28 protein-coding genes are annotated in these 26047 nt (G+C 67.0%); 13 read left to right on the top strand and 15 right to left on the bottom strand.

Annotated features, from left to right (window positions below; all coding sequences use genetic code 11):
- Nucleotides 1–20 precede the first annotated feature (20 nt).
- Nucleotides 21–968, top strand: coding sequence for a choline ABC transporter substrate-binding protein (locus KPB06_RS32285; RefSeq protein WP_275905226.1), 948 nt, complete (start codon nucleotides 21–23; stop codon nucleotides 966–968).
- A gap of 293 nt (nucleotides 969–1261) precedes the next feature.
- Complete coding sequence (locus KPB06_RS32280; protein WP_059575420.1) at nucleotides 1262–1888, top strand: trimeric intracellular cation channel family protein; 627 nt, start codon at nucleotides 1262–1264, stop codon at nucleotides 1886–1888.
- 8 nt (nucleotides 1889–1896) lie between these two features.
- Here KPB06_RS32280 and KPB06_RS32275 read toward each other — a convergent pair whose 3' ends face one another.
- On the bottom strand, nucleotides 1897–2322 hold the full coding sequence (locus tag KPB06_RS32275) for a PACE efflux transporter (RefSeq protein WP_059575418.1): 426 nt from the start codon (nucleotides 2320–2322) through the stop codon (nucleotides 1897–1899).
- 146 nt (nucleotides 2323–2468) lie between these two features.
- Between KPB06_RS32275 and KPB06_RS32270 the strand changes: the two genes are divergently transcribed.
- Nucleotides 2469–3413: a LysR substrate-binding domain-containing protein gene (locus KPB06_RS32270; protein WP_275905225.1), complete on the top strand. Its 945-nt coding sequence runs from the start codon at nucleotides 2469–2471 to the stop codon at nucleotides 3411–3413.
- On the opposite strand, the gene KPB06_RS32265 is transcribed toward KPB06_RS32270, so the two are convergent.
- The 3 genes from KPB06_RS32265 to KPB06_RS32255 form a co-directional block, all read right to left on the bottom strand.
- Nucleotides 3400–4548 carry a WD40/YVTN/BNR-like repeat-containing protein gene (locus tag KPB06_RS32265; protein ID WP_275905224.1) on the bottom strand — a complete coding sequence of 383 codons (1149 nt, stop codon included), beginning with the start codon at nucleotides 4546–4548 and terminating at the stop codon, nucleotides 3400–3402. The genes KPB06_RS32270 and KPB06_RS32265 overlap by 14 nt on opposite strands.
- A gap of 74 nt (nucleotides 4549–4622) precedes the next feature.
- The gene (locus tag KPB06_RS32260) at nucleotides 4623–4892 is read right to left on the bottom strand and encodes a MoaD/ThiS family protein (protein ID WP_104012525.1); all 270 of its coding nucleotides are present in this window, start codon (nucleotides 4890–4892) and stop codon (nucleotides 4623–4625) included.
- Nucleotides 4893–5004: 112 nt separating this feature from the next.
- Nucleotides 5005–5694 carry an aspartyl/asparaginyl beta-hydroxylase domain-containing protein gene (locus tag KPB06_RS32255; protein WP_059643785.1) on the bottom strand — a complete coding sequence of 230 codons (690 nt, stop codon included), beginning with the start codon at nucleotides 5692–5694 and terminating at the stop codon, nucleotides 5005–5007.
- A gap of 211 nt (nucleotides 5695–5905) precedes the next feature.
- Between KPB06_RS32255 and KPB06_RS32250 the strand changes: the two genes are divergently transcribed.
- Nucleotides 5906–6250, top strand: coding sequence for a DUF4148 domain-containing protein (locus tag KPB06_RS32250; RefSeq protein WP_275905223.1), 345 nt, complete (start codon nucleotides 5906–5908; stop codon nucleotides 6248–6250).
- A 71-nt stretch (nucleotides 6251–6321) separates the two neighbouring features.
- Nucleotides 6322–6597, top strand: coding sequence for a DUF4148 domain-containing protein (locus tag KPB06_RS32245; protein ID WP_275905222.1), 276 nt, complete (start codon nucleotides 6322–6324; stop codon nucleotides 6595–6597).
- A gap of 164 nt (nucleotides 6598–6761) precedes the next feature.
- Here the strand turns inward: KPB06_RS32245 and denD are convergent, their stop codons facing one another.
- The 8 genes from denD to KPB06_RS32205 all read right to left on the bottom strand — a co-directional run bounded on the left by denD (nucleotide 6762) and on the right by KPB06_RS32205 (nucleotide 14939).
- Entirely contained in the window at nucleotides 6762–7733 is a 972-nt protein-coding gene (denD, locus tag KPB06_RS32240; protein ID WP_275905221.1) for a D-erythronate dehydrogenase, read from the bottom strand.
- A 28-nt stretch (nucleotides 7734–7761) separates the two neighbouring features.
- Nucleotides 7762–8538, bottom strand: a complete 777-nt coding sequence (otnI, locus tag KPB06_RS32235; protein WP_275905220.1) for a 2-oxo-tetronate isomerase — start codon at nucleotides 8536–8538, stop codon at nucleotides 7762–7764.
- Between the two features lie 67 nt (nucleotides 8539–8605).
- Nucleotides 8606–9931 (bottom strand): MFS transporter, encoded by a 1326-nt coding sequence (locus KPB06_RS32230; protein ID WP_275905219.1) that lies wholly within the window; start codon nucleotides 9929–9931, stop codon nucleotides 8606–8608.
- Nucleotides 9932–10053: 122 nt separating this feature from the next.
- Nucleotides 10054–10695 (bottom strand): 3-oxo-tetronate 4-phosphate decarboxylase, encoded by a 642-nt coding sequence (otnC, locus tag KPB06_RS32225; RefSeq protein WP_420831953.1) that lies wholly within the window; start codon nucleotides 10693–10695, stop codon nucleotides 10054–10056.
- Entirely contained in the window at nucleotides 10692–11990 is a 1299-nt protein-coding gene (otnK, locus tag KPB06_RS32220) for a 3-oxo-tetronate kinase (RefSeq protein ID WP_104012527.1), read from the bottom strand. Before otnK ends, otnC begins: the two co-directional genes overlap by 4 nt.
- A 19-nt stretch (nucleotides 11991–12009) precedes the next feature.
- A complete protein-coding gene (ltnD, locus tag KPB06_RS32215; protein WP_059575397.1) occupies nucleotides 12010–12900 on the bottom strand; it encodes an L-threonate dehydrogenase in 891 nt (296 codons plus the stop codon).
- A gap of 70 nt (nucleotides 12901–12970) precedes the next feature.
- Nucleotides 12971–13675: a FadR/GntR family transcriptional regulator gene (locus tag KPB06_RS32210; RefSeq protein ID WP_059575396.1), complete on the bottom strand. Its 705-nt coding sequence runs from the start codon at nucleotides 13673–13675 to the stop codon at nucleotides 12971–12973.
- A gap of 190 nt (nucleotides 13676–13865) precedes the next feature.
- Nucleotides 13866–14939, bottom strand: a complete 1074-nt coding sequence (locus KPB06_RS32205; RefSeq protein WP_059643859.1) for a GlxA family transcriptional regulator — start codon at nucleotides 14937–14939, stop codon at nucleotides 13866–13868.
- Nucleotides 14940–15225: 286 nt separating this feature from the next.
- On the opposite strand from KPB06_RS32205, the gene KPB06_RS32200 reads away from it, so the two are divergent.
- The 8 genes from KPB06_RS32200 to KPB06_RS32165 all read left to right on the top strand — a co-directional run bounded on the left by KPB06_RS32200 (nucleotide 15226) and on the right by KPB06_RS32165 (nucleotide 24205).
- Nucleotides 15226–16611, top strand: coding sequence for an L-serine ammonia-lyase (locus KPB06_RS32200; protein WP_059575392.1), 1386 nt, complete (start codon nucleotides 15226–15228; stop codon nucleotides 16609–16611).
- A 15-nt stretch (nucleotides 16612–16626) separates the two neighbouring features.
- A complete protein-coding gene (locus KPB06_RS32195) occupies nucleotides 16627–17871 on the top strand; it encodes a sarcosine oxidase subunit beta family protein (RefSeq protein ID WP_034204196.1) in 1245 nt (414 codons plus the stop codon).
- A 25-nt stretch (nucleotides 17872–17896) separates the two neighbouring features.
- Nucleotides 17897–18196, top strand: a complete 300-nt coding sequence (locus tag KPB06_RS32190) for a sarcosine oxidase subunit delta (RefSeq protein WP_011547035.1) — start codon at nucleotides 17897–17899, stop codon at nucleotides 18194–18196.
- A complete protein-coding gene (locus KPB06_RS32185; protein WP_104012528.1) occupies nucleotides 18193–21204 on the top strand; it encodes a sarcosine oxidase subunit alpha family protein in 3012 nt (1003 codons plus the stop codon). Before KPB06_RS32190 ends, KPB06_RS32185 begins: the two co-directional genes overlap by 4 nt.
- Nucleotides 21194–21826: a sarcosine oxidase subunit gamma gene (locus KPB06_RS32180; protein WP_060314087.1), complete on the top strand. Its 633-nt coding sequence runs from the start codon at nucleotides 21194–21196 to the stop codon at nucleotides 21824–21826. The genes KPB06_RS32185 and KPB06_RS32180 overlap by 11 nt, the downstream gene beginning before the upstream one ends.
- A complete protein-coding gene (locus KPB06_RS32175; RefSeq protein WP_034186032.1) occupies nucleotides 21823–22263 on the top strand; it encodes a dihydroneopterin aldolase in 441 nt (146 codons plus the stop codon). The genes KPB06_RS32180 and KPB06_RS32175 overlap by 4 nt, the downstream gene beginning before the upstream one ends.
- A gap of 254 nt (nucleotides 22264–22517) precedes the next feature.
- The gene (locus KPB06_RS32170; protein WP_059575384.1) at nucleotides 22518–22853 is read left to right on the top strand and encodes a helix-turn-helix domain-containing protein; all 336 of its coding nucleotides are present in this window, start codon (nucleotides 22518–22520) and stop codon (nucleotides 22851–22853) included.
- Nucleotides 22853–24205 carry a HipA domain-containing protein gene (locus tag KPB06_RS32165; RefSeq protein WP_059575382.1) on the top strand — a complete coding sequence of 451 codons (1353 nt, stop codon included), beginning with the start codon at nucleotides 22853–22855 and terminating at the stop codon, nucleotides 24203–24205. Before KPB06_RS32170 ends, KPB06_RS32165 begins: the two co-directional genes overlap by 1 nt.
- A 178-nt stretch (nucleotides 24206–24383) precedes the next feature.
- On the opposite strand, the gene KPB06_RS32160 is transcribed toward KPB06_RS32165, so the two are convergent.
- The 3 genes from KPB06_RS32160 to arr all read right to left on the bottom strand — a co-directional run bounded on the left by KPB06_RS32160 (nucleotide 24384) and on the right by arr (nucleotide 26044).
- Nucleotides 24384–24800, bottom strand: a complete 417-nt coding sequence (locus KPB06_RS32160) for a lysozyme inhibitor LprI family protein (RefSeq protein ID WP_104012529.1) — start codon at nucleotides 24798–24800, stop codon at nucleotides 24384–24386.
- A gap of 3 nt (nucleotides 24801–24803) precedes the next feature.
- On the bottom strand, nucleotides 24804–25490 hold the full coding sequence (locus tag KPB06_RS32155; RefSeq protein ID WP_059575378.1) for a lytic transglycosylase domain-containing protein: 687 nt from the start codon (nucleotides 25488–25490) through the stop codon (nucleotides 24804–24806).
- 158 nt (nucleotides 25491–25648) lie between these two features.
- On the bottom strand, nucleotides 25649–26044 hold the full coding sequence (arr, locus tag KPB06_RS32150) for an NAD(+)--rifampin ADP-ribosyltransferase (protein ID WP_099317801.1): 396 nt from the start codon (nucleotides 26042–26044) through the stop codon (nucleotides 25649–25651).
- Nucleotides 26045–26047: the final 3 nt, after the last annotated feature.

Below are 26047 nucleotides of genomic sequence, written 5' to 3'. Positions count from 1 at the left end.
TCACTTTGAGGAGAAGCAAGATGAAGCGCCTATTGATCGCAGCGGTGTGCGGAATCGGGATGACCGCGCCGATGTCGGCCGTTTATGCGGCCGATCCGCCCGTGTGCAAGAACGTGCGCTTCGCGGATGTCGGTTGGTCCGACATCGCGGCGACCACGGGCCTCGCGTCGACGATGCTGCAGGGGCTCGGCTACAACCCGACGAAGACGATCGCGTCGGTGCCGATCACGTTCGCGGGGATCAAGAGCAAGCAGATCGACGTGTTCCTCGGCTACTGGTCGCCGACGATGGACCCGATCATCCAGCCGTTCACGAAGGCCGGCACGATCAAGGTGCTCGCGACGCCGAACCTGACCGGCGCGAAATACACGCTCGCGGTGCCCGACTACGTGTACCACGGCGGCCTGAAGTCGTTCGCGGACATCCAGAAGTACGCGGACAAGCTCAACGGCAAGATCTACGGGATCGAACCGGGCAACGACGGCAATGCGCTGATCAAGAAGATGATCGACGGCAACCAGTTCGGCCTCGGCAAGTTCAAGCTGGTCGAGTCGAGCGAGGCCGGGATGCTGGTCGAGGTGAATCGCGCGATCCGCGACAAGCAGTGGATCGTGTTCCTCGGCTGGGAACCGCATCCGATGAACGTGCAGATGAAGATCGACTACCTGACCGGCGGCGACGACGTGTTCGGCCCGAACTACGGCGAAGCGAAGGTGCTGACGGCGACGCCGCCCGACTACGCGCAGCGCTGCCCGAACGTCGCGAAGTTCGTGTCGAACCTGCAGTTCACGACGGCGATCGAGAACCACGTGATGGTGCCGATCATGAACAAGCAGGACCCGAACAAGGCCGCCGCCGCGTGGCTGAAGGCGAACCCGGAGGCGCTCGACAAGTGGCTGGCCGGCGTGACGACGATCGACGGCAAGCCGGGCCTGCCGGCGGTGAAGGCGTATCTCGGCGCGCATTGACGGTGACGTGTCGGGCTGGGCGGCCGCGGCCCGAAGCCTGACCTGAATGTTGAGCCGGCGTAAGCGGGGTGACCTGCTTGCGCCGGCTTTTTGCTGCCCGCTTCATGCTCCGTCCGACGGTCGCTGGACGATGCGCTAGACTGCTCGATCCCGATCGAGGAGACGGCAATGACCCGCAACCCGCTTGATGCGTCCGGACGGCAACACGCAGCCGGCACGCCGCCGAATGGCGCGACCGTTTCGGCCGACGCAGGCTGCGGCCGGACAATCCGGTACGTCGGCCATTCATTCGCATGAAACGCATCGAGCAAGTCGTGCTCGCGGCCGATCTCGCGGGCACGGCGGTGTTCGCGATCGAGGGCGCCAATGCGGCGATCGGCGCCGGACTCGACCTGTTCGGGGTGATGGTGCTGTCGCTCGTCGTCGCGCTTGGCGGCGGCGTGATTCGCGACCTGCTGATCGGCGCTCGCCCGCCGAGCGCCGTGAGCGACTGGCGTTATCCGGCGCTCGCGTTCGCCGCAGGACTGTTCGCCTTCGTGTTTCATGCGCGGGTCGCGTCGTTTTCGCCGTCGCTGCTGACGATGCTCGATGCGGCCGGCCTCGCGCTGTTCGCGGTCGCGGGCGCCGTGAAGGCGCTCGAATTCCGCGTGCCGCCGTTCATTGCCACGCTGATGGGCGCGGTGACCGGCTGCGGGGGCGGCGTCGTGCGCGATCTGCTGCTCGCACGGATACCGGTCGTGCTGGTCACGGACATCTACGCGAGCGCGGCGCTGCTCGGCGCGGTCGTCGTCGTGCTGTGCCGGCGGCTCGGTTGCCCGCCCGTCGTCGCGGCCTTGCTGGGCGGGCTCGCGTGCTTCGCGCTGCGGATGGCGGCGGTGCGTTTCGGCTGGCAGTTGCCGAAAATCGCCGCGGGGGCGTAGGCCCCGGCTCACGACTCCTTCGTCGCCGCCGGCACGTCGAATACCCGATCGAACGCCCACTGGAACACGAACGCGTAGCAGAAGAAGAACGCGAACAGCCCGATATCGACGACGAACGCGTCGAACCACGAGATGTCGAGCCACCACGACACGACGGGCACGAGGATGAAGATCAGCCCGCCCTCGAATCCGGTCGCGTGCAGGATCCGCCGTCCGAGCGTGCGCGCCGGCTGCCGGCGCGACGCTTCCCAGCGCTCGAACAGCGCGTTGAAGATCATGTTCCACAGCATCGCGATCGCCGACATCGTCGCCGACAGCGCGCCGGAGTAGACGAGGTCCTGCTTGAAGATCGCCGCGATCGCGGGCGAGATGCAGGAAATGGCGATCGCTTCGTAGAGCACCGCCTGCGTGATCCTGCGCGGTAGGCCTTGCACGGGTTCCTCCGGTTCGAGGTCGACCGTCGCGGCACCATGCCGCGACGCCCCGCAAGGCTAGTCGCGTTGCGCAGCCGCTTCAATTCACCTAATCTCACCCCGATTGAATCGAATTCAACCCGGCCGCATCCGGCCCGCGAGGCCCCGTGTTCTCGAAAATTCCCCTGACCGCATTGCGTGTATTCGAATCGTCGGCGCGGCTCGGCACGTTCAAGGCCGCCGCGGACGAGCTGTCCGTGACGCCGGCTGCCGTGTCGCACCAGATCAAGTCGCTCGAGAGCCGCGTCGGCGTGCTGCTGTTCGAGCGCGGCGCAGGCGGCGTGCGGCTGACGGAAGAAGGCGAGCGGCTGTTTCGCGCGAGTCACGATGCGTTGCTGGCATTGAGCCGCGGGCTCGATGCGGTGCGTCCCGATGCGGCCGACGAGCGCCCGCTCGTGCTGACCACCACGCCGGCCTTTGCGGCGATGTGGCTGATTCCGCGTCTCGGCGCGTTTCGCCGCATCGATCCGCATCTGCACATCAAGGTCGAAACCGGAAACGCGCTCGTCGATCTCGAACGCGATGCCCGGATCGATCTCGCGATTCGCGCGACGTCGCGGCGGTTTCCCGCGTTGCACGAGATTGCGCTGATCGACGAATATTTCGGCGCGTATGCGGCCGCCGGGTTCGATGCGCATCGCGCGGACGCGCCGCTCGACCTGATCGAGACCGTGTGGGATACGCCGCTGCCGGTGTCGGTCGACTGGGCGTCGTGGTGTCGTGCGGCGGGGCGAGAAGCGTGGCTCGAACGCGCGGTGTTTCGCCATTACGACGACGAGCATTACGCGTTGCAGGCCGTGCTGCACGGGCAGGGTATCGCGCTGCTCAGCTCGGTGCTGGCCGCCGAGCATGTCGAGCGCGGCGCGTTGATGCCGATCGAGCCCACGGTGCGGCTCGACGGTGCGCGCTTCGTCGCGTTGTGCCGGCCGGGGCGCGAGCGCGAGCCGCAGGTCAGGCGGTTTCTCGACTGGCTCGAAGCCGAAATCGCACGGACGCGCGATGCGGTGGCGCGGATGGCGCCGGACGAGCACCGCGCCGCTACCCGAACCTGACGCAATACACCGGCGGCAAATGCGCCGATACCTGCTGCCAGCGCTCGCCGCCATCATCGGACGTCCATAGCCCGCCGGTCGTCGACGCCATCGCGAGGCGCGTGCCGGAATCGTCCACCGCGAGCCCGTGCCGGTACACGAGGTCGTACGCGGGCGCGGCCGGCAATCCGTTCGACAGGCTCTCGAAACTGCGGCCGCCGTCGCGCGTACGCGTGACGACGAACCGGCCGTTCACCGGAATCCGGCACGCGTCCTTCACGGCCGGCACGAACCACGCGGTATCCGGTTCGTGCGGATGCACGGCCACCGCGAAACCGAAGCTCGACGGCTGCGCCTCGATCCGCCGCCAGTGTTCGCCGCCGTCGGTCGAGCGGAAGATCGCGCAGTGATGCTGCGTCCACAGCACGTCCGGATTGGCCGCGCACTGCACGACGCGGTGCGGGTCCTGCATGTTCGGTTCGCCGCGTCGCTCGGGCGGCATGTAGTCGGCTTCCATGCCTTCCGCGGTCACGCGCCACGTCGCGCCGCCGTCCGCGGTCTGCCACACGCCGCCGCACGAGATGCCGACGGCAACGTGCCGGCTGTCGCGCGGATCGACCATCACCGAATGGATGCCCGGCGCGTCGTACCCGCCGCCGCCCCATTCGGCGCGTTCGGGGCGATCCCACAGCGGGCGGTTGAGTGCCCACGAATCGCCGTGATCGTCGGAACGGAACAGGCCGCCGGGAATCGTGCCGGCCCACAGCACGCCGGGTTCGTCCGTGCCGCCGGTTTCGAGCGACCAGATTTGCTGAAGGGTCCACGGCGGCTGCGGCGACCCGGCAGGCTCGTCGTCGGTGTCGCCGCTGCCTGCGTGCGGATCGGCACGGGTAGGCGACGCGTCGGCGGGCTGCGGCGGATAAACCGGGGCTGCACATTCCTCCCAGTCGGTGGCGCCTGCGCGCAGGCGATGCAGTTTCACGCCGAAATGGCCGAGATTGAGCGCCGCATACAGCGTACCGTCGCGCGGGTCGGCGAGCGCCATGCTGACGGGCTCGCCGATGAAATGCGGTTCGCCGAGCGTCCAGCCGCCGTTGCCGTCGGGTTGCAGGACGAACAGGCCCTTGCGGGTGGCGACGAGCAGTCGATCGTTCATATGCGATGTCTCCGGATGGTCCGCCTTGGCGCGACGGCGCTTGGTATCGGGAATGCGCCCGTGCATCGGTCCCTTTATCCGCCCGTCAGCGCCTGCACGACATACACGCGGCTGGCGTCGCCGAGCGCATCGGACAGATGCTGCCGGTCGCGGATCGGCTGGCCGTCGATGAATACCGACAGGTGCTTTCGCAGCGCGCCCTGGTCGTCGACGATGTAGCCGCGCAGCCGCGGCTGCTCGCTGAAAATGGTGTCGAATGCTTCGCCGACCGTATGCGCGTCGATGTCGCGCTCGGGCGTTTCGACATGCCGCTGGATCGACGCGGCGAAAAAGAGGTGCGCCATGGCGGTAGCTGGCAGGAGCCGCACGAAGGGACGGCTTGTAGTGTAGGCGATCCGGCGGGCGCCGAAAGGTGGAACGGAGCCGCCGTGCGCGGCGCGCGCGGGGTGGCGGCGGCTAAACCGGAATCGACCGCCCCCTGATCCGGATCCCGAGCCGCACGACGCCGATCACCGCATTCGACAGCCACGTGAGCCAGCGCGGCATCCCGCGCCGGCGGATATCGAGCAGCAGCACGATCCGCACGGCGTCGCTGTCGTTCCACACCTCGTGCGTGAACGTGTCGTCCCACAGCAGGAAGCGGCCTTCGTCGAGCCGGTATTCGTGGCCGTCGACCTTCAGCACGGCGGCCGGCGTGCCGTCCGCGCGCCGCGGCATCGACAGCACGAGATAACCGCGCAGGATGCCGCGAAACGGCCCGCGATGCGGCGGGATGTGCTTGCCGGGCGCGAGGAACGACAGCGACGCGGACAGCACGTCCGGTGACGCCGCGACGAGCGACGCGACGGTCGGGCAGCGCGACAGGTTGCGCGCAAACGGCTGGCCGTACGCCTGCATGATGAACATCCGCCAGTCGCGCGCATCGTTGGCCGAGATGTCGTACTGCTCGCGCATGATTTCGTGAAAGCGCGGGATGCGCGGCATGTCGCGTGCGACGTCGAGCGCCTCCGCGCGGATCGCGGGCCATGCGCGCACGAAACGCTCGGCATCCGGGAATGCGGCCGCGTCGAGCACCGCGCCGCTGTCGATATGGCGGTCGTACAGCGTGCGCAGCAGGGCGGCTGCATGGTCGTAAGCGGCGGACATGGTCGATCGACGGGTGGCCCGGATGAAGAGGTGATCAGTCTGCCCGAAGCACGGTGGGCATTGCGTTACGTCAGGTTACGCCGGCTGACGAATGAATGACAGTTCGATGAAGGTCCGGCAGGCGCGAATGGAAAGGCCGGGAATAAACCGCGTTCCTCCGTCGTCATACGCGTGTAGCACGTCGTCTCATTGACTGATGAAGGAGTGGAACATGAACACGCACTGGCTGGTGGCCGCCACGGTGGCGGCGATTTCTCTCGCAGGTGTCGCGACGCAAGCGTCGGCACAGGCGCTCACGCGCGAGCAGGTCCGGCAGGAACTGATCGATGCCGAAAACAACGGACTGCGCTTCGTGACCGATACGTCGTATCCGGACGTGAGCCCGCTGTTCCAGCAGCAGGCCGAACGGATGCCGGAGCGTCAGGCCAGCACGGCCGTCGGCGGCGATCCGGCCACGTCGTCCGAAGCGGGCAAGCCGGCGGCGACGTCGCCGCGTCGAGGCGCCGCCGCATGCGTCGGCCCCGCGAGCTTCTGCACGATCTATTTCGGAAGTTGATCCGCCCGCCTGCATTCGCAGGCCGCGTCTGTCCCGTGGTTGATCGCTACGTTACATTGAAGGAATTCACGATGAAAAACTATATCGCAGTACTGATGACGGTCGGTACGATCGCCGGTCAGTCGGCATTCGCGCAAGCGGCCGTGCCGCTGACGCGTGCGCAGGTTCGGGACGAACTGATGCGTGTCGAAGCGGCCGGGTACGACCCGGCGAAGGGTGACGACGGCGCGTATCCGGCCGATATCCAGGCCGCTCAAGCGAAGCTCGCCGAGCAGGACCGGGCGCGGATGGCGGCGTCCGCCGCACCGGAGGCCGGACCCGGCATGCCGGCGCAGGTCGCCAACTAGGTGCCGACATGTACCCGTATTGCGCGAGACCGTCGGCATTGCGACAGAGCGAGGCACGCGCGTAGCGTGTCGCGCGGAGACGAATCGTGGGGAGCGGTGGTGCGGCGTCGTCGCGCGTCGAAAAAACGCCCGGGCCGCGTCGATGCGGCCCGGCGCGCCGCAAATCAGCGCCGTTCGTCCGCGATATGGCTGCGGATCACGTCCGCGAACGACGTGTCGCCCTTCAGCCCGAGCGCTTCCGCGCGCGACGTATCCCAGCGGCCCGGCCAACTGCCGACGATCTTCTCGACGCGTTCGTCGGGCACGTGGCGGATCAGCTTCACGACCTCGTCGCCCGCGACTTCGCGCAGCGCCGCGATCATCTCGTCGACCGACACCGACAGCCCCGGCAGGTTGATCACGCGCTTGCTGCCGAGCTTCGCTCCGTCGATTTCGCATCCGGCGACGAGCGCGTCGATCGCGCCGCGCGGCGACAGCAGCCACAGCCGCGTCGAGCCGGGCACCGGGCACACGCTTTCCTCGCCGTTCAGCGGCTCGCGGATGATGCCGCTCGCGAACGACGACGCGGCCGCGTTCGGGCGGCCGGGCCGCACGCTGATCGTCGGCAGCCGCAGCACGCGGCCGTCGACGAAGCCGCGCCGCGCGTAGTCGCACAGCAGCAGTTCGGCGATCGCCTTCTCGGCGCCGTACGACGATTGCGGATTCAGCGCGGTGTCGTCCTGCACGACGTCGGGCAGCGCGCCGCCGTATACCGCGACGGAGCTCGTGAACACGACGCGCGGCCGGTGGCCGCGTGCGCGGCACACTTCGAGCAGCGTGCGCGACGCGTCGAGATTGATCCGCATGCCGAGATCGAAGTCGGCTTCGGCCTGCCCGCTGACGATCGCCGCGAGGTGGAAGATCGCGCCCGTCTGCGTGTCGATCGCGCTGTCGAGCACCGCGCGATCGGCGATGTCGCCGACGATCGACGTCACGCGCGCGTCGCCGAAATCGCTGCCCTTGACGACGTCGAGCAGCACCAGTTCGTCGATCTTCTCGATACGGCCGTCGGGGCCCGTGAGTTCGCCGCGCTCGAGCAGCTTGCGCGCGAGACGCTGGCCGAGAAAGCCGGCGCCGCCGGTGATCAGTACTTTCATGTTCGTTGCCCTATGTGGAATACGGGAATCACAGGTACGGCTTGATCCAGCCGAGACCTTCGGACGTGCCGGCCTTCGGCCGATACTCGCAGCCGATCCAGCCGTCGTAGCCGAGCGCGTCGATCAGCGCGAACAGATACGGGTAGTTGAGTTCGCCGACATCCGGCTCGTGGCGTTCCGGCACGCCCGCGATCTGGATATGGCCGATGCCCGCGAAATCGCGCTTGAGCTTCATCGCGAGATCGCCTTCGACGATCTGGCAGTGGTAGCAGTCGAACTGCACCTTCAGGTTCGGCGCGCCGACTTCCGTGCGGATCGCCTGCGCGTCGTCCTGGCGGCTCAGGAAATAGCCCGGCATGTCGCGCTGGTTGATCGGCTCGATCAGGATCGTGATGCCGTGCGCGGCGGCGGCCTGCGCCGCATGGCGCAGGTTCGCCAGATAGGTGTCGCGATGGCGCGCGCGGTCGGCGCCCTGCGGCACCATGCCGGCCATCACGTGCAGCTTCTTGTTGCCGATCACGCGCGCATAGTCGAGCGCCTGGTCGATGCCGCGTCGGAATTCGTCCTCGCGGCCCGGCAGCGAAGCAATGCCGCGTTCGCCCGCGGCCCAGTCGCCCGGCGGCGCGTTGAACAGCGCCTGTTCGAGGCCGTGCGCGTCGAGGCGCGCGCGGATGTCGTCGGCCGCGAAGTCGTACGGAAACAGGTACTCGACGGCCTTGAAGCCGTCGTGGGCGGCAGCGGCGAAGCGTTCGAGGAACGCATGCTCGGTGTACATCATCGAGAGGTTGGCGGCGAAGCGTGGCATGGCAGCGGGTCCCGTATATGAATGGGGCGGGGCGCCGCGCGCCCCGCGTCGAATGACGGCGGCCGGATCAGCGGTTCACGAGTTTGGCGGGCGTGAGCCACACGGCGATCGCGCCGATCACGAGCATCGCCGCGAGCACGTACATGCCGGAGGCGGTGCTGTGCGTGACGTCCTTCAGGTAGCCGATCACGTACGGGCTCGCGAAACCGGCGAGGTTGCCGACCGAGTTGATGATCGCGATCCCGGCCGCGGCCGCGGAGCCCGCGAGGAATGCGGTCGGCAGCGACCAGAACAGCGGCGCGCAGGTCAGCACGCCGCCCGCCGCGAGCGACAGGAACACGATCGACACCGCCGTATTGTGCGAGTACGACGCGGCGACCGCAAACCCGATCGCGCCCATCAGCGCCGGCACGATCAGGTGCCAGCGGCGTTCGCGGCGCTTGTCCGCGCTGTGGCCGAAGACGTTCATCACGACGATCGCGACGACGAATGGAATGGCCGACAGCAGGCCGATCTGCAGCGTATCGGTGATGCCGGTCGATTTCACGAGCGTCGGCATCCAGAACGTGAGCCCGTACTGGCCGGTGACGAACGCGAAGTAGATCAGCGACATCCACCACATGCGCGGGTCCGAGAACACGGCCTTCAGCGAATGGCCGTGCTGCTGCTGTTCCTGCGGCTGCGCGGCGATTTCGTCTTCGAGCAATTGCTTCTCGCGCTCGTCGAGCCACTTCGCGCCGCGGATGCTGTTGTCGAGATACAGGATCGTCGCGATGCCGACGAGCACGGCCGGCACGGCTTCGATCATGAACATCCATTGCCAGCCGTGGAAACCCGAGCCGCCGTGGAAGCGCTCCATGATCCAGCCCGACAGCGGGTTGCCGAAGATGCCCGACACGGGAATCGCGGACATGAACACCGCGATGATCTTCGCGCGGCGATGCGACGGGAACCAGTAGGTGAGATACAGGATCACGCCCGGATAGAAGCCGGCTTCCGCGAGGCCGAGCAGGAAACGCAGCACGTAGAACTGCGTCGGCGTCTTCACGAACGCGAACAGCGCGGACAGCAGGCCCCACGTGATCATGATCCGCGCGATCCAGATGCGCGCGCCGATGCGGTGCATCAGCAGGTTGCTTGGCAGTTCGAATAGAAAGTAGCCAAGAAAGAAAATCCCCGCGCCGAGCCCGAACACGGTTTCGCTGAACGCGAGATCCTGCGACATCTGCAGCTTGGCGAAGCCGACGTTCACGCGGTCGAGATACGCGACCACGTAGCAGAGCATCAGGAACGGCACGATGCGCCAGAACACTTTCTTGTAGGTGCGGTCGAGTTCGCCCGATTGGGCGACCGCGGCGGGCGAGCGGCTTGCGGCCGCGTCGAGAGCAGTCATCGTCGTCTCCTGGACTATTGTGTGCCGGCGGCGCGTACGCCGCCGGATCGTGTGTGTGCTGACGGAAGGGCCCGCGCACACGGCGGGCATGGGAAGCAGTGCGTGATCCGTGCGGCGGCGCGTTACCAGCGCGCGCCGAAGGTCTCGCGCAGTTCGTCGAGCGCGGCGTCGGACAGCGGCTCGGGTTTCGGCTGCGTCATCAGCCACAGCCGCGCCGTTTCCTCCAGCTCCTCGAGCGCATACGACGCGTGCGACACCGATGACCCCCACATCACGGGGCCGAGGCGGTCGAGCAGCACGCCGCGCACCTGGTCGGCCAGCGCCGCGACTTCGGCCGCGACTGCCGGGTTGCCCGGGCGACGGTAACGGATCAGCGGAATGTGGCCGACCTTCATCACGTAGTACGGCGTGATCGGCGGCAGCACGTCGGTGTCGCGCCACACGCCCGCGAGCGTCAACGCGACCAGATGCGTCGAATGCGTGTGGACGACGCCGTTCGCTTCGGCATTGCGCGCGTAGATGCCGCGATGCAGCGCGAGCGTCTTCGACGGCTTGCCGCCCGATACGGGCTGACCGTCGGTCCCGACCTTCGCGATGTCGTTCGGATCGAGCCGCCCGAGGCACGCGTCGGTCGGCGTGATCAGCCAGCCGTCATCCAGACGCGCGCTGATGTTGCCGGCGCTGCCGACCGCATGGCCGCGCGCATACAGGCTCGCGCCGATCACGCAGATCTCTTCGCGCAGTTTTGCTTCGTCGCTCATCATGCGGCTCCGTCGAGCGCGCGCAGCGCCTTGTCGAAAAAGTCCGTGGTGCCGAAATTGCCGGATTTCAGCGCGAGGCCGAGCGGCTGCGCATCGATGGTGGCGGTGGCCGGCACGCCCGGATCGATCTGCGCGCCGATCTGCAGCGACTTCACGTCGAGCGCCTGCACGACCGCGCCGGACGTCTCGCCGCCGGCGACGACGAACTTGCGCACGCCGAGTTCGCGCAGCCCGCGCGCGATCGCCGCGAGCGTGCTTTCGACGAGATGGCCGGCAGCTTCGACGCCGAGCGTTTGCTGCACGGCCTTCACTTCGTCGGGCGCCGCGGTCGCGTAGATCAGCACGGGCTGCGGCAGGTGCGAGCGCGCAAAGGCGAGCGCCTGGTCGACGACGGGCTCGCCGCGCGATGCCGCGAGCGGATCGATGCGGAAGCTCGGCCGCGTCGCGCGCCATGCGGCGACCTGCGCGTTGGTGGCCTTCGATGCGCTGCCGGCGAGTACGGCCGACGGGCCTTCGATGCGCGGCAGCGACGCCGCGTTGTCGCGCTCGGGCAATTGCTCCGCGCGGCGGAAATTCGCCGGCAGGCCGAGCGCGATGCCCGAGCCGCCGGTGACGAGCGGCAGGCCGGCGCACGCTTCGCCGAGCACGTAGAGATCGTGGTCCGACAGCGCGTCGGCGATCGCGAAACGCGCGCCTTCCGCGCGCAACTGGTCGATCCGCGCGCGCACGGCGGCCGCGCCGAGCGCGATCGTGTCGTAGCGGATCAGGCCGACCGCGGACTGCGTCTGCCGTTGCAGCACACGCACGAGGTTCGCGTCCGTCATCGGCGTGAGCGGATGATTTTCCATCCCCGATTCGTTCAGCAGCACGTCGCCGACGAACAGGTGGCCGCGATAGATCGTGCGGCCGTTCTCCGGGAACGCCGGGCACGCGATCGTGAAGTCGCCGCCGGCCGCATCGAGCAGCGCGTCGGCCACCGGCCCGATGTTGCCCGCGTCGGTCGAATCGAACGTCGAGCAGTACTTGAAGAAGAACTGGCGGCACCCTTGCGCGCGCAACCATTCGTACGCGGCGAGCGATTGCGCGACGGCGTCGGCGGCGGGGATCGTGCGCGACTTCAGCGCGACGACGATCGCGTCGGCGTCGACGATCGTGTCGGCGGCGGCGCCGTCGGCGGGCACGCCGATCGTCTGCACGGTGCGCATGCCGCTCTTGACGAGCATGTTCGCGAGATCGGTCGCGCCGGTGAAATCGTCGGCGATGCAGCCGAGCAGGGGACGGGAAGCGGAAGCGGTCATGGCAGGCACGTCGTTCGAATCAGCGGGCGGGCGGTAGCGTGATGCCGGGGAAAGTCTTGATCACGGCGGAATCGTCCTCGCCGCCGTGGCCGGCGCTCGATGCGCTCATGAACATCTGGTGCGCGGTGGCCGACAGCGGCAGCGGGAATTTGCTGCGGCGCGCGGTGTCGAGCACGAGGCCGAGATCCTTCACGAAGATGTCGACGGCCGACAGCGGCGTGTAGTCGCCGTTCAGGATGTGCGGCACCCGGTTCTCGAACATCCACGAATTGCCGGCGCTGTGCGTGATCACGTCGTACAGCGCGTCGGCATCGACGCCTTCGCGCAGGCCCAGCGCCATCGCCTCGGCGGCGGCCGCGATATGCACGCCGGCCAGCAACTGGTTGATGATCTTCACTTTCGAGCCGATGCCGTGCGCATCGCCGAGGCGGTACACCTTGCCGGCGATCGCGGCGAGCACGTCCTCGCAGCCCGCATACGCGGCGGCCGGGCCCGACGTCATCATCGTCATTTCGCCTGAGGCCGCGCGCGCGGCGCCGCCGGACACCGGCGCGTCGAGCATCTGCAGGCCGGCGGCCTCGATGCGTGCGCCGAGCGCGACCGCGAATTCGGGCGCGACGGTCGCGCTCGCGATCACGACGCCGCCCGGCTTCATCGCCGCGACCGCGCCGTGTTCGCCGAACAGCACCGTTTCCGTTTGCGCGGCATTGACGACGAGCGTGACGACGACGTCGCACCGCGCACCCAGTTCGGCCGGCGTCGCGCACGCGATGCCGCCTTCGGCGGCGAACGCCTGCAGCACGGTGTCGCGCACGTCGCATGCGTGCACGCGCAGGCCGGCGCGCAACAGCGAGCGGGCGACGCCGAGGCCCATCGCGCCGAGGCCGATGACTCCAACATTTCGTGACATGGTCAACCTTGATCGATTCGGAAGAGGTTCATGACGGCGCCGCCGCCCCGAAAGGCCGCGGCCGCCGGCTTCAGCAGATGCCGGCTTCCGCGAGACGGCGGGCCGCGTTGTACATGTGCGTGCGCGCCGCGTTACGGGCGGCCATCGGGTCGCGCGCGCGGATCGCGTCGGCGATCGCCGCGTGTTCGTCGCGCACCTGGCGCGAGAAATCCTCGCGCGTCGCTTCGTTGCTGCGCGTGACCTTCACGCCGGCTTCGAGATACTGGTTCAGGAACTGCAGCGTCTTCAGGAAATACGGATTGCCGGTGACGGCCGCGATCGTGCGGTGGAACGCGACGTCTTCCGCGACGCCGTCGCGCCCTTCGGCCACCGCTTCGTCGATCTTGCGCAGCGCGTCGTCGATGTCGGCCATGTCGTCGTCGGTGTGGTGCAGCGCGGCTTCGGCGGCGACTTCGGCCTCGATCGCGCGGCGCACCGCGAGCAGGTGCGGCAGCGAGCTTGCCTCGACGGCTTCCGCGTAGTCGATCCGCAGCGGCCGGATCGCGCCGTGCTGGTTCACGAACACGCCGCTGCCCTGGCGCGGCTCGACCACGCCTTCGTTCTTCAGCCGCGAGATCGCCTCGCGGATCACGGTGCGGCTCACGCCGAATTCCTGCGCGAGCACGGCCTCGGTCGGCAGCTTGCCGGTGGCCGAGAAGCTGCCCACTTCGATCTGCTTGAGCAGTTGCTGCGCGACATGGTCGCTCATCGCGCGGGCCGGAATTTTCTCGAACATGATGCTCTGGTTTGTAAGGTGATGTGGTCATCATACAAATTTGAGCGAACATCAGCATCCGGGATAACCCGCGCTTTGCAGCGAGTAACGTCGGCTAAATTGGTTGGAACCGGTTCCAAACGCACCTAAACCGATGCGAACGTGCGCGGTTCCGCAATCGGTCAGGAAAGGGCGCGCACCCTTGGAGCGGTCAGTCGGCGATGTCCTCGACCGGGTCGGCCGACGCATCGGGCATCGCGGCCACTTCGGCCACGTCGCCGCCGCGCTCGCGATAGGTCGCCGGCGGCACGCCGAACTGCTTGCGGAATTCGCGCCCGAGGTGCGACGCATCGGCGAATCCGCAGCTCGATGCGATATCGGCGACGGTGCGGTCCGAGCTCGTCAGCAGCCACGCGGCCGTGCGCAGCCGTACCTGCTTCGCGAAGGCCTGCGGGCTCTTGCCGGTCTCGGCCTTGAACAGCCGCTCGAGCTGCCGCGTCGACAGGTCGAGCTTGCACGCGAGTTCCTCGAGCGGCAGCGCGCGCCCGACGTGCTGTTCCATCAGAAGAATCGCGCGCTTGACCTTCGGGTGTGTCGCCGGCTCGAGGCCCGGCGGATGCGGTTGCGGCGCATTGCCTTTCTGCATCTCGCCGACGAGCAGGATGCGCAGCGCCTTCTGCACGGTCGCGTGATCGAAATGGCGCAGCAGGATCGCGGCGGCGACGTCGATCGATGCGCGGCCGCCCGAGCACGTGATCCGGCGCCGGTCGATCACGAACAGGCGGTCGGCGATCAGCAGGTCGGGATCGGCGGACGGGAAGCGTTCGATGAAATCCCAGTAATGGAACCAGCTCACGCAGGTGCGGTAGCCGTCGAGCACGCCGGCGCGCATCAGCGCGAACACGCCCGTGCAGATGCCGACGACCGTCGCGCCGCCCGTCGCCGCGCGGCGGATGAAGTCGAGCGTTTCAGGGCCGGCCTGCGGCCCCGAATGCAGCAGCCCGCCGACCACCACCACGTAGTCGAACGGCTCGGCCGCGTCGAACGTCTCCCACGGCGTGATCTGGATCCCGCAGCTCGCGCGCACCGGCGCGAGCGTCTCGCCGATCACGCTCCATGCGCAGCGCACGGGCTTGCTGTAGTCGCCGTCGTCGGCCGACAGCCGCAGCATGTCGACGAAGCCGGAGAAGGCCGTCAGCGTGAAGTTCGGCAGCAGCACGATGCCGAAGCGGATGCGCCGCGGCGCGGGTTCTGCGAGGGGGGAAGCGGGTACGTCGGGGGTCATCGCGGCCAATCTCGTCACGCCTGGCAGGCGGTCTCACTCGTTTCAGTCTGTTTGCGGGTTGCGGCTGCCGGAGGCGGCGCGGATGCAGCCAGCGTCGCCGATCGGCCGCGGCCGGACTTGTGGTTTTCCGTCGCGAACCATCGCCAAAACGCACTTTCCGGGCGGCCGGCGCGGCGCTTGGCGGCGCTATCCCACGCCGATGCCGTTTTTGTTCTATCGGCCGATTTTACGCTTTGATGTACTGGGGCCCAACGACATTTCACGCATGCAACCCAAAGGAAGCCAGATGAACGTCAGCGCGTTCGACTTGTTCAAGATCGGCATCGGCCCGTCCAGTTCGCATACGGTCGGCCCGATGATCGCCGCGTGCCGCTTCGCGTCGCACGTCGAGGACGCGAACCTGCTCGGCTTCGTGCGCCGCGTGCGGGTCGAGCTGTACGGCTCGCTCGGCGCGACCGGCAAGGGCCACGGCACCGACAAGGCCGTGCTGCTCGGCCTCGAGGGCCACCTGCCCGACACGATCGATCCGGACCTGATCGAGCCGCGGCTCGCCGCGATCCGCGCGGAGAAGTCGCTGTCGCTGCTCGGCAAGCAGACGGTGCGCTTCGACGAGAAGGAACACATCGGCTTCTATCGCAAGCTGATGAGCGGCACGAGCATCGTGCATCCGAACGGGATGCGCTTCCAGGCATTCGACGAGCACGGCCAACTGCTCGTCGAGAAGGAGTATTACTCGGTCGGCGGCGGCTTCGTCGTGAACCGCGACGGCGACCGCGTGAACGGCGTGCGCGCGGCCGTCGAAGTGCCGTATCCGTTCCGCACCGGTGACGACCTGATGCGCCAGTGCCGCGAACACGGGCTGTCGATCGCCGAGCTGATGCTGCGCAACGAATGCGCGCTGCGCCCTGCCGACGAAGTGCGCGCCGGGCTGCTCGCGATCTGGCGCACGATGGCCGCTTGTGTCGAACGCGGCTGCAAGGTCGAGGGCGACCTGCCGGGCCCGATGCGCGTGAAGCGCCGCGCGGCCGAACTGTACGGCCGCCTGCGCGCGCGTTCGGAAGAGTCGCTGCGCGACCCGCTGTCGATGCTCGACTGGGTCAACCTGTATGCGATGGCCGTCAACGAAGAGAACGCGGCCGGCGGCCGGGTCGTCACCGCGCCGACCAACGGCGCGGCCGGCGTGATCCCCGCGGTGCTGCACTACTACGTGAAGTTCGTGCCGGGCTCGAACGAAGCCGGCATCGTCGAATTCCTGCTGACGGCCGCGGCGATCGGGATCATCTACAAGGAAACCGCGTCGATCTCCGGCGCGGAAGTCGGCTGCCAGGGCGAAGTGGGCGTCGCGTGCTCGATGGCCGCGGCCGCGCTCGCCGCCGTGATGGGCGGCACGCCGGACCAGGTCGAGAACGCGGCAGAGATCGGCATGGAGCACAACCTCGGGATGACCTGCGACCCCGTGGGCGGGCTCGTGCAGATCCCGTGCATCGAGCGCAACGCGATGGGCGCGATCAAGGCGCTGAACGCGTCGCGCATGGCGCTCAAGGGTAACGGCCAGCACTACGTGTCGCTCGATTCGGTCATCAAGACGATGCGCGAGACGGGTGCCGACATGAAGACGAAATACAAGGAAACGTCGCGCGGCGGTCTTGCCGTGAACGTCATCGAATGCTAACGAAGGATCACTAACATGAGCCGCTACTCGATATTCAGCCTGTTCCGCAACGGCCTCTCGTATCACGAGAACTGGGAAAAGCAGTGGAAGAGCCCGGAGCCGAAGAAGGAATACGACGTCGTGATCGTCGGCGGCGGCGGCCACGGCCTCGCGACCGCCTACTACCTCGCGAAGGAGCACGGCATCACCAACGTCGCGATTCTCGAGAAGGGCTGGATCGGCGGCGGCAACACCGCGCGCAACACGACGATCGTGCGCTCGAACTATCTGTGGGACGAGTCGGCCGCGCTGTACGAGAAGGCGATGAAGCTGTGGGAAGGGCTGTCGCAGGATCTGAACTACAACGTGATGTTCAGCCAGCGCGGCGTGATGAACCTGGCCCACACGCTGCAGGACGTGCGCGACACCGAGCGCCGCGTGAACGCGAACCGGCTGAACGGCGTAGACGCCGAATTCCTGACGCCCGCGCAGATCAAGGAAATCGAGCCGACGATCAACCTGAACAGCCGCTACCCGGTGCTCGGCGCATCGATCCAGCGCCGTGCGGGCGTCGCACGCCACGACGCGGTGGCCTGGGGCTTCGCGCGCGGCGCGGACCGCGCGGGCGTCGACATCATCCAGAACTGCCAGGTGACGGGCATTCGCCGCGAAGGCGGCGCGGTGGTCGGCGTCGATACGGTGAAGGGTTTCATCAAGGCGAAGAAGGTCGCGGTGGTCGCGGCCGGCAACACGACGACGCTCGCCGACATGGCCGGCATCCGCCTGCCGATCGAAAGCCACCCGCTGCAGGCGCTCGTGTCCGAGCCGATCAAGCCGGTGGTCAACTCGGTGATCATGTCGAACGCGGTGCACGCATACATCAGCCAGTCCGACAAGGGCGATCTCGTGATCGGCGCGGGTATCGACCAGTACACGGGCTTCGGCCAGCGCGGCAGCTTCCACATCATCGAAAGCACGCTGCAGGCGATCATCGAGATGTTCCCGGTGTTCTCGCGCGTGCGGATGAACCGCCAGTGGGGCGGCATCGTCGACGTGTCGCCGGACGCGTGCCCGATCATCACCAAGACCGACGTGAAGGGCCTCTATTTCAACTGCGGCTGGGGCACCGGCGGCTTCAAGGCGACGCCGGGCTCGGGCTGGGTGTTCGCGCACACGATCGCCCGCGACGAACCGCATCCGCTGAACGCGCCGTTCGCGCTCGACCGCTTCTATACGGGCCACCTGATCGACGAGCACGGCGCAGCCGCCGTCGCGCACTAACCACCGCACTGAAGGAGAAGGAAACATGTTGCTGATCGAATGTCCGTGGTGCGGGCCGCGCGCCGAATCCGAGTTCACGTGCGGCGGTGAAGCCGACATCGTGCGCCCGGTGGCGAACGAGACCATGACCGACCGCGAATGGGGCGAATACGTGTTCATGCGCGAGAACAAGCGCGGGCTGCACAAGGAGCAATGGCTGCACACGCAGGGCTGCCGCCGCTGGTTCAAGGTCACGCGCGACACGGTCACCTACGATATCAAGGGCTACGAAAAGTTCGGCGGAGCATCTGCCGGCAACGCACACGAAGAGGGCACGAGCAAATGAGCCAGAAAGACCGCCTCGGCACCGGTGGCCGCATCAATCGCGCGATTCCGTTGACGTTCACGTTCAACGGCCGCACGTACCAGGGCTTCCAGGGCGACACGCTCGCGTCCGCGCTGCTCGCGAACGGCGTGCACTTCGTCGCGCGCAGCTTCAAGTACCACCGTCCGCGCGGGATCGTGACGGCCGACGTCGCGGAACCGAATGCCGTCGTGCAGCTCGAAACCGGCCCGTACACGGTGCCGAACGCGCGCGCGACCGAAATCGAGCTGTATCAGGGCCTCGTCGCGACGAGCGTGAACGCGGAGCCGTCGCTCGAGAACGACAAGTACGCGATCAACCAGAAGCTGTCGCGTTTCATGCCGGCCGGGTTCTACTACAAGACGTTCATGTGGCCGCGCAACATGTGGCCGAAGTACGAAGAGAAGATCCGCGAAGCGGCCGGCCTCGGCAAGGCGCCCGAGGTGCTCGACGCCGATCGCTACGACAAGTGCTATGCGCACTGCGACGTGCTCGTGGTCGGCGGTGGCCCGTCGGGCCTCGCCGCCGCGCATGCGGCCGCCACGGCCGGCGCGCGCGTGATCCTCGTCGACGACCAGCGCGAACTCGGCGGCAGCCTGCTGTCGTGCCGCGCGGAGATCGACGCGAAGCCCGCGATGCAATGGGTCGAGAAGATCGAAGCCGAGCTGCGCAAGCTGCCCGACGTGACGATCCTGTCGCGCAGCACCGCGTTCGGTTACCAGGACCACAACCTCGTGACGGTCACGCAGCGCCTGACCGATCACCTGCCGGTATCGATGCGCAAGGGCACGCGCGAACTGCTGTGGAAGGTCCGCGCGAAGCGCGTGATCCTCGCGACCGGCGCGCACGAGCGGCCGATCGTGTTCGGCAACAACGACCTGCCGGGCGTGATGCTGGCGGGTGCGGTCTCCACCTACGTGCACCGCTTCGGCGTGCTGCCGGGCCGCAACGTGGTGGTGTTCACGAACAACGACCGTGCCTACCAGACCGCGCTCGACCTGAAGGCGTGCGGCGCGAAGGTGACGGTCGTCGATTCGCGCGCGTCGTCGAACGGCGCGCTGCCGGCCGCCGCGAAGCGGCAGGGCGTGACGGTGATGAGCGGCGCGGTCGTCACGGCCGCATCGGGCAAGTGGCGCGTATCGTCGGTCGACGTCGCGTCCTACTCGAACGGCCAGACGGGCGGCAAGATGCAGACGCTGCCGTGCGACCTCGTCGCGATGTCGGGCGGCTTCAGCCCGGTGCTGCACCTGTTCGCGCAATCGGGCGGCAAGGCGTGCTGGAACGACGAGAAGGCGTGTTTCCTGCCGGGCAAGCCGGTGCAGGCGGAAACCAGCATCGGCGCAGCGGCCGGCGAATTCGGGCTCGCCCGTGCGCTGCGGCTCGCGGTCGATGCGGGCGTCGAAGCGGCGAAGGCCGCGGGCTTCGCGGCCGCGCAGCGTCCGGCCGCACCGCAGGTCGCCGAAACCGTCGAAGGCGCGCTGCAGCCGTTGTGGCTCGTCGGCAGCCGCGAGGCGGCCGCGCGTGGGCCGAAGCAGTTCGTCGATTTCCAGAACGACGTCGCGGCGGCCGACATCCTGCTCGCCGCGCGCGAAGGCTTCGAGTCGGTCGAGCATGTGAAGCGCTACACGGCGATGGGTTTCGGCACCGACCAGGGCAAGCTCGGCAACATCAACGGGATGGCGATCCTCGCGGGCGCGCTCGGCAAGACGATTCCGGAAACGGGCACGACGACGTTCCGCCCGAACTACACGCCCGTGTCGTTCGGCACGTTCGCGGGCCGCGAGACGGGCGATTTCCTCGACCCGATCCGCAAGACGGCCGTGCATGAATGGCACGTCGAGCACGGCGCGATGTTCGAGGACGTCGGGAACTGGAAGCGGCCGTGGTATTTCCCGAGGAACGGCGAGGATCTCCATGCGGCCGTGAAGCGCGAATGCCTCGCGGTGCGCAACGGCGTCGGCATTCTCGATGCGTCGACGCTCGGCAAGATCGACATCCAGGGCCCGGACGCGGTGAAGCTGCTGAACTGGATGTACACGAACCCGTGGAACAAGCTCGAAATCGGCAAGTGCCGCTACGGGCTGATGCTCGACGAAAACGGGATGGTGTTCGACGACGGCGTGACCGTGCGCCTCGCCGACCAGCATTTCATGATGACGACCACCACCGGCGGCGCCGCGCGCGTGCTGACGTGGCTCGAGCGCTGGCTGCAGACCGAATGGCCCGACATGAAGGTGCGGCTCGCGTCCGTCACCGATCACTGGGCGACGTTCGCGGTGGTCGGCCCGAAGAGCCGCAAGGTCGTGCAGAAGGTGTGCCAGGACATCGACTTCGGCAATGAAGCGTTCCCGTTCATGAGCTACCGCAACGGCACGGTTGCCGGCGCGAAGGCGCGCGTGATGCGAATCAGCTTCTCGGGCGAGCTGGCCTACGAAGTGAACGTGCCGGCGAATGCGGGCCGCGCGGTGTGGGAAGCGCTGATGGCGGCCGGTGCCGAGTTCGACATCACGCCGTACGGCACCGAGACGATGCACGTGCTGCGCGCCGAGAAGGGTTACATCATCGTCGGGCAGGACACCGACGGCTCGATCACGCCGTACGACCTCGGGATGGGCGGGCTCGTCGCGAAGTCGAAGGACTTCCTCGGCAAGCGCTCGCTGACGCGCTCGGATACCGCGAAGGAAGGCCGCAAGCAGTTCGTCGGCCTGCTGACCGAAGACGAACAGTTCGTGCTGCCGGAAGGCGCGCAGATCATCGCGAAGGACACGCAGGTGTCGGCAACCGATCCGACGCCGATGATCGGGCACGTGACGTCGAGCTACTACAGCCCGATCCTGAAGCGCTCGATCGCGCTCGCGGTGGTGAAGGGCGGCCTGAACAAGATGGGCGAGAGCGTCGTGATCCCGCTGGCCAACGGCCGCCGCGTCACCGCGAAGATCTCGAGCCCGGTTTTCTACGATACCGAAGGGGTGCGTCAGCATGTGGAATGAAACGAGAAACCAGGCGCCGGTGGCGGGCGCGGCCGGCGTGACGCTTGAATCGCCGTTCGTCGGCGCGGCCGACGTGCTGAAGGCGCACCAGGCGCGCGCATCGAAGAAGTTCACGCTGCGCGAGCGGCCGTTCCTCGATCTCGTCAACGTGCGCGGCGAGTTGAGCGACCCGGCATTCGTCGCCGCGTTCGAGCGCGTGGTCGGCTGCCGGCCGCCCGCGACGCCGAACACGGTCGCGCGCGGCGCCGAGTACGACGTGCTCTGGCTCGGGCCCGACGAATGGCTCGTGCGGTCGAACGGGCCGGTTCAGGCCGGCGTGCTCGAGGCCACGCTGGCGGAAGCCGTGCAGGGCTTGTACGCGGCGGCCGTCGACGTCGGCAGCGGCTACACGGTGGTCGAGATCAGCGGCGAACGCGTGCGCGACGTGATCGCGCGCGGCTGCCCGCTCGACGTGCATCCGCGCGTGTTCAAGCCGGGTCAGTGCGCGCAGTCGCACTACTTCAAGTCGCCGATCACGCTGATCCCGACCGGCGACGACTCGTTCGAGATCGTCCTGCGTCGCAGCTTCGCTGACTATTTCGTGCGTATCATGCTCGACGCCGCGGCGCCGCTCGCATCATGAAGCCGTTCGACGAACCGTTCGTGGCGATCGACGCGCCGCGCCTGCGCGGGCGCGGCTGGAGCGTGTTCGTCGACGAACTGAAGGTGCCCGCGCGGATCGGCATCCATGCGCACGAGCACGAGGCGCCGCAGCCGATCGTGATCGATGCGCGGCTCGGGTATCGCTGCGAGCCGAGCGAGCAGGGCGAGTGGATTGACTACGACGGCTACTGCGCGCGCGTCGCGTCGTTCCTGTCGCACAAGCCGCATACGCGGCTGCTGGAGACGCTCGTTGCGGATATCGCGGTGCTGTCGTTTCGCGAATGGCCGGCGCTGGAATCGCTGACGCTGTCGGTGTACAAGCCGAAGATCCGGCCGGGGACGAAACGCGTCGGCGTGTCGCTGGACTGGACGCGCGGCGATTACCTGCGGTGGACGGGAGCGGCGGGGCAGCTTTGATCGAAGGGGGCTGGATCAAGGCACGAGGGAGGTGATCCGGTGACTCCATGGGGCGGAGGCGCGAATGCGCCGCCGCACTCGTTTATAGTTCCTGAAATATGAGAACAACGGCCCGCCGCCCGCCTTTGGTGTTTTTGTTCCTGAAATATAGGAACAATTGGCGATCTGGCGGACGATTCACTATAATTCCGATATTCTCGTAACTATGCTGTCGATCGACTTCGATGGCGCTTTGTTCCTGAAATTCCGGAATTATGGCCCGCACCTTACCGCAACCCGTCGCGATACCTGACCCGCTCGCACTGGATCTCACCGCCTTGGGGGCGCTCGTGCGCAACCGGCGCGCGCAGAACCAGATGCGGATCGACGATGCAGCCGACATGCTTGGCGTCTCCAAGGACGTCCTGTCACGCCTCGAAAACGGGCGCGCGGTGAGTCTCGACAAGTTGTTCAAGGTGTTGGACGGCTTTGGCCTGAATTTGCTCGTCGTGCCGAAACGCGACGTCCAGGTGGCGCGCAAGGCAGTGCGCGATCATGCGACGATACGTGCCGCTTCGCCTGGCACGTCCCGTTCGTCCGAGGGGGGGTGATGATCCATCGCCTGCGGATTTCGGCTGACGGCTCGCCGGTCGGACAACTGACCTATGATGCCCGCCGCGACGACTACGGTTTTTCCTACGATCCGGCGTGGCTCGCGCGGGCAGACGCGTTTGCGTTGTCGCCGTGCATTCCGCTCGATGGCGGCAAGCCGCCGGCGGGCGCGATCCAGCGCTTCGTGGGCAATCTGCTTCCCGAGGGCCGCGCACTCGACGTGGCCGCATCGATGTATCAGATATCGAAGGACAACGTCTTCGGTCTGATCCGGATGCTTGGCAAGGAGCCCGTTGGTGCGTTGAGCTTCATTCCGGACGACGATGAGGCCGGGCGGGCGTCCGAACCTCTCGAACCCGTGCGCCGACCGATCTCCGCGGAAGAACTGGCCGACCGTATTCACAAGCGCGATGCGATTCCGTTTCCCGTCTGGGACGATCGGGTGCGCCTGTCGATCGCCGGCCATCAGGACAAGCTGCAGGTGCTGGTCGAAGGCGAGCAGTTGGCCCTAGTGGACGGGGCGCTGAGCAGCTCGCATATTCTGAAGCCCGAGTCGCGCAGCGCGAACGCGCCGTTCATGGTCGCCAACGAGCATTTCTGCATGACGTTGGCGGCCCGCATGGGGTTGCCGGTCGCGCATGTCGAGATTCGACGCATCCCCGAGCCCATTCTGCTGATCGAGCGATTCGACCGGCTCGTGACGACCGATCCGGACGACCCGCAGCGCGCGAGCGCTGTGCAGCGGCTTCATGTCATTGATGGATGCCAGGCCCTCGACTTGCCGGCGACGCTCAAATACGAACGCAATCTCGGCAACAACGCGGACGTGCGCAATATTCGCGAAGGCGTGAGCTTCGAGAAGCTGTTTTCGCTGACATCGTCTCTGGAGACACCGGTCGCCGCGCGCACGGTCATGCTGCGCTGGGCGTTGCTGCAACTGCTGATCGGCAACAGCGACGCGCATGGCAAGAACATTTCGTTTTTTGTCAGCAGCAGCGGGCTCGAGCCGGCGCCGTTTTACGATCTGGTATGCGTGAACGTGTACGGCGACGCTTATGTGCAGGACATGGCGATGGCGTACGGAGATGTATTCCGCACCGAGGAACTGACCGCTTTCGCGCTCGCGGACTTCGCGCATCGCGTGCAGATCCGGCCGGCACTCGTTGCGCGTGAAATGACGCGGATGGCGACGCTGGCGGCGGAACTGGCCCCCGGGCTGGCGGAGTCGGGCGTCTATATGGGTGACGAGCGTGCGTGGGTGCGTCGTATCGCCGAGTACGTGCGAGTGCAGGCGGAACGCGTCATGCGTATTGCGCCCATGGTGCCCAAGGTCGACGTTACGCTACTCTGAGCGTGTGCTTCATCAACCATCGGCACGCCCCGTTTGCGCGCGCGTCGCAAAAACCGGCCTGACTAACGCTATCCGCCGTATTGCTTTCAGGTGCGTGAGAGCCGATGCTGCATCGGCACCGATCGCTGGCGCGCGCGTTGCGTGCAGGAATGACGGGTGACACGGGGCGGGCGGCAGTTCAGTTCGGCTGCGTCAATTGGGCTTCCCACTTCTTCAGGATGCGCACGCGTGCCTGACTGAAACCCACCCAACAATTCAGCCAGGCGTCACTCGGAATCGTCTGCTGCAGATTGGCGGTCTTCACGTAGTCACAAGTATCGCCGGCAAAGTCGGCCCAACTCGTTTGCGATTTCGCCAGCTGGGCGGCAGCGTCGGGGTTGCGTTGGCGGAGCTTGCGAGCAAGCGACCGGTACGCGCTGTCGACTTGCTTCTGCTGCTGATCGAGCACGCAGCGCCTCACGGCTTCCATCGTCGGCCCCGCCTGTTCGCAGTCGACGACAGCGAAAGCCGATACAGGGCTGGCCGACAGCGCGACGATGGCGAGCAGCCGGGCCGCGCGGCGTCGGGCCGGAGCAGTGTGAACGCGGGTGCCCATTGCTTACTTCGCGTTGCGGTTCGCGGCGGGCGCAGGGCCGGACGGATCGCTGACCGGCACCATGTGCGCCTTCCCGTCGTTCACGGTATTGGGACTTTTCGCGTCGTCATCGGGTTCGAGCACGAACCGGAACGAATCGACCCGCTGCATCACCTTCGCCGCATATGCACTGGATCCGCCGCTGTAGCTCTTCAGCCCGGCCAGCACGTTGCCGCCGGCCGCTTTCACGTAGCCCGACAGGATCCGCGAGCCGACCTCGACGTTCGCATTCGGCTCGGTGAGATCCTTCACGTCGCGCAGCATGCCGCGGTGCGCGGACGGCACGACCTGCATCAATCCGGTCGCGCCATGCTGGCCGCGCGCCTTTTCCTGGAAGCGCGATTCGATCGAAATAATCGCGTAAACGAGTGCCGGCGGCAGCGAATATTTCGTCGCAGTCACGCTCACGATATCCGCGAGCTTCGCGGCCTTTTCTCTTGCGACGCCGAATTTCTTCGTCAGGTAGGTGGTGATGCGGCGGTTTGCTTCGTTAGGCTGATCGTTGACGTTCGCGAGCGGCGCGGAGGCGACGGTCGGCGCCGATGCCAGCGCGTCGGGCGCGGACGCAGGCACTGCGGGCGCCTGCTGCGCCGCGGCCTGTTGCGCAATGCCGAGCGAGAGCACGATCAGCCAGAAAAACCGTCGTCGCATGGTGGAGTGCGGGGAAATGGGAGGCGCATAGTATATCGGCCAATTGCCACCGATGTTCGAGCGCCGGTTCGAATGAAAGCACGCTGTAGGCTTGTGTCGATTCGGGCGGGCCGGCAAGCCGATCGTTGCGCGGACACGCATCGCAGTCCGCACGAACGCTAGTTGATGATCTCGCCGATGCCGGTTTCGATGCGGCTTCTGAGCTGCTGAATGAACTCCGGATCGTAGGGTTCCCAGCTATCGAGTTCGCCAACGATCTTCAACGGCGATGTGCTTCGATACGATCGCGTCGGATTGCCGGGGAATTTCTTGTCCGTGACGTTCGGGTCGTTTTCGAATTCGCCGGTAGGCTCGACGATGTAGACCCGCGGCCGGCCTTCGCCTTTGGCCATTTCCGCCGCCAGGCCGGCGCCTTTGCGCAGCGCCGTGAAATAAATGTGATTCATCACGACGTCATCGCGATAATTCGATCTGAAGCCTGCCGTCAGCAAGTCGCCGATCTGCAAATCCGCTTTCGTGCCATGAAAAAACGGGCCGGTGTCTAATGCAGTCATCGC

Source organism: Burkholderia semiarida (genome assembly GCF_029268935.1).
GTDB lineage: Bacteria > Pseudomonadota > Gammaproteobacteria > Burkholderiales > Burkholderiaceae > Burkholderia > Burkholderia semiarida.
The sequence above is the reverse complement of the archived record's forward strand: the minus strand, read 5'-3'. Positions and strand labels throughout refer to the sequence as shown.